Source organism: Brevibacterium sp., assembly GCF_022712115.1.
Classification (GTDB): domain Bacteria; phylum Actinomycetota; class Actinomycetes; order Actinomycetales; family Brevibacteriaceae; genus Brevibacterium; species Brevibacterium salitolerans.
On record NZ_JALAHB010000149.1, the window covers coordinates 1 to 3,421 of the forward strand.

A 3,421-nucleotide genomic window follows, 5' to 3' on the forward strand; every position below is an offset into this window, starting at 1 on the left:
GACGGCGGCTGCTGAGGCGGCCCCGGGCGGCGGGCAGCAGACGGGAACGCTCCCGTGGAGCTTCCCGTCTGCGGATCCGCCGTCTCTCCCCGCCGTTCGCGGCCGATCCGCAGACGCGAGCGGGCTCACCATCGGTTCCCGTCTGCGTAGCCGGCCGGACGGCCTCAGTGCCCAGCCGGCCGGTCCCTGGCGCAGCCGGCCTGCCACATCACTCAGCCGGCGAGGGACGACGCCGCGGGCGCCTCGGCCGCAGGCCCGCTGCGGCCGGAGGCGTACCTGCCCAGCACCCAGGCGAGCACGAGCGCCACGACGATGCCGTTGAGCGGCGCGATCCCCACGGCGTACTCGTTCGAGAACCATGCGACCACCGCGCCCAGTGCGTAGGGCACGAGCGCCTGCCAGCGCACCTTCTCCGTGAGCGTCTCCAGCGGCGGCTGCCCGTGCCGCCAGCGAGCGATCCAGTCGCCCACCAGCACTCCGCCCAGCGGCGGCACGAACACTCCCAGCAGGCTGAGGTAGCCCACGATGTGCCCCTCCACTCCGGTGAGCGCGAGGACCGTGCCGATCACCACGCCGCCGATGATGTAGGGGCCCTTCCGCTTGTCGCTGGCGATCTCCGCGCCTGCCACGCCGAAGGCGTAGGCCGCATCCGCATTGGACTTCCAGAGGTTGCCGAACAGGAAGAACAGACCCCAGCCGATCATCCCCATGCTGATGAGGAGCGTGGTGAAGTCGCCTTCACCGAAGGCCAGCGCCGCGACCGCGCCGAAGAACACCATGAGCCCGTTGCCCACCACGAAGCCGATCCCGCAGGCCACCACGGCGTGCCGGCCGCTGCGCGCGAACCGCGTCCAGTTGGCCGCCTGCGTGCCGGCGGAGGCGAAGGTGCCCACGATGGTCGTCACGGCCAGTGCCCAGCTCATGGACGTCGCCGGCTCCATCGCGAAGATGCCGGACAGGCCGCCCACCTCCGCGAACCCTCGGAAGGTCAGCCAGACCGCGAGGATGAGGATGAGCGGGGTGGAGATCAGCGACACCCAGTACATGCCCTCGTAGCCGAACAGCGCCGTGAGCATCATGAGCCCGGACACCACGATCATGACGATCGCCGGAGCCCACCAGCCGGACCAGCCGAAGGCGAGCGCCGTCATCTGCCCGATCGTGCCCACGGCCACGCCGTACCAGCCCACCTGGGTGCCGCCCAGCAGCAGCGAGGCGAGCTTGGAGCCCACCGTGCCGAAGCTGTAGCGGGACATGACGACGGTGGTCAGCCCCGTGCGGGCGCCGAGGAAGCCGATCGCCGCGACATAGGCGCCCAGCACCAGCGATCCCACCGTGAGCACCAGGAGGAACTCGGAGAAGCGGAACGCCGCCCCCACGGAGGCACCGGCCATGAGGGTGGGGGCGAAGATCGTGAAGCCCACCAGCACCACGGTGATGGAGAAGGCCGAACGCCGGGCCGCCCGCGGCACCGGGGTGAGGGGGTAGTCCGGGTCGACCGGCGCCTCGGAGGCGAGCTGCGCCTCGGTGAGCTGCGCCTCGGAGGCGACCGGCTCCTCGGGCGCGCTCTGCGGTTCGTGCTTCACCGCGCGGCCTTCGCGGTCTCGCCTGCCTCCACGCCGATGTCCTCGCTCCAGAGGGCGGGACGCTCTGCGAGCATCCGCTCCATGAGCGCGAGGCACGCAGGGTCGTCGAGGACGTCCACCTGGACGCCGCGCTCCGCAAGCAGGGCCTCGGACATCTCGAACGTGCGGTTCTCGCCCACGACGATGCGCGGGATCTCGTAGAGCAGAGCGGTGCCGGCGCACATGATGCAGGGCGAGAGGGTGGTGTAGAGGACGCTGCTGCGGTAGACGCTCGCAGGGAGGCGGCCGGCCTTCTCGATGGTGTCCGTCTCACCATGGAGGATGGCGCTGTCCTTCTGGAAGCGCTGATTGTGGCCGGCGGCCAGCACCTCACCGTCATGGACGAGCACGGCGCCGATGGGCACTCCGCCCTCGTCCCAGCTCTTGCGCGCCTGTGCGAGCGCGAGATCCATGAAGCGACGGTCGTCCTCGGGGGTGGGCGTCCAGGGCATGGCGGTTTCCTTCCGTTCGGTTCCGCGTGGATGGGCGCGCCGCGGCGAAGCGGGGCCACAGGTCTCCCGGATGCCGCGGCTCGGTCCACCGGTACGACCACGGACAAGGGTAAGCCCCCGCTCCCGGCGGCTCCTCCACCTGAGTGCCCGCGCTCCCCGGTGCGTCCCGCGCATTCCCGCGCGTCGCCGCCCACCCACCCGCAAGTTACGTCTGCGTAGCGGCCGCCCGTCACGGCCGCTACGCAGACGTAACCTACGGAATCCACCACGCTCACCCCGCAGCGCGGAGTGCCCGTGCCACCTCCCGGCGCTGCGCCTGCTCCGCCGGGTCCGGCACCGGCAGCGAGGCGATGAGCCGCTTCGTGTAGTCGTGCCGGGGACTGCGCAGCACCTCCGTGCCCGGCCCCTGTTCCAGCAGCTGTCCGCGGTAGAGCACGCCCACCCTGTCGGAGAGCATGTCCACCACCGCGAGGTCGTGCGAGATGAACAGCGCGGCGAACCGGAACCTCTCCTGCAGCTCGCTGAACAGCTCCAGCACCGCCGCCTGCACGGAGACGTCGAGCGCGGAGGTGGGCTCGTCCGCCACCAGCAGCTCCGGATCCAGCGCCAGACCGCGCGCCAGCGAGCACCGCTGCCGCTGACCGCCGGAGAGCTCGTGCGGATACCGCCGGGCGTACTCCGCCGGCAGCTGCACCGCGTCCAGCAGTTCCGCGACCCGCTTGCGCCTCTCCGCCTCCCGCATCTGAGGGCGGTGCACCGTGAACGGCTCGCCCACGCAGTCCTCGATGGTGAGGTGCGGGTTGAAGGAGGCGGCCGGGTCCTGGAACACGAAGCCGATCCGCTTCCGCAGCGGCCGGAACGCCCTCTCCCGGTAGCCCACCATCTCGTGGCCGAACACCGTGAGAGAACCACCCGTGGCCCTGTTCAGGCCCGCGATCGCCCGGCCGATCGTCGTCTTGCCGGAGCCGGACTCGCCCACGAGGCCGAACACCTCGCCCGCGGCGATGTCGAAGTCCACCCCGCGCACGGCGTGGAAGTCCGGCTTGCCTATTCCGCCGGGGAACACGATCTGCAGCCCGCGTGCACGCACCACGGGTTCGCCCCCGCCGGGAGCACCTGCGTCAGGCGCAGTCCCACCGGACTCAGATGAGCGCGGCCCGGCACCGGCCTCGGGCACATCCGCACCCGAGGCGCCGGTCGCCTCACGGGAGCCGGCACCCGCCCCGGTACCAACCTCGGGCGCACCTGCACCACCGGCACCGGCCGCCTCACGGGAGCCTGCCCCGGGCCCGGCACCGGTCCCGGGCGCGCCCTCGCCGGAGCCCGCCCCGGGCTCCCCCGCGC

At 72.0% G+C, this 3,421-nt stretch carries 3 protein-coding genes; all 3 read right to left on the reverse strand.

All coding sequences use genetic code 11. From position 1 onward, the window contains the following. Positions 1 to 212 precede the first annotated feature (212 nt). Complete coding sequence (gene codB, locus Q0A33_RS08555) at positions 213 to 1,586, reverse strand: cytosine permease (RefSeq protein WP_291795117.1); 1,374 nt, start codon at positions 1,584 to 1,586, stop codon at positions 213 to 215. Next, positions 1,583 to 2,077, reverse strand: coding sequence for a nucleoside deaminase (locus tag Q0A33_RS08560; protein WP_291795118.1), 495 nt, complete (start codon positions 2,075 to 2,077; stop codon positions 1,583 to 1,585). The genes codB and Q0A33_RS08560 overlap by 4 nt, the downstream gene beginning before the upstream one ends. A 271-nt stretch (positions 2,078 to 2,348) precedes the next feature. Then, on the reverse strand, positions 2,349 to 3,421 hold a 1,073-nt coding region (locus tag Q0A33_RS08565), incomplete at its 5' end, for an ABC transporter ATP-binding protein (protein WP_291795119.1).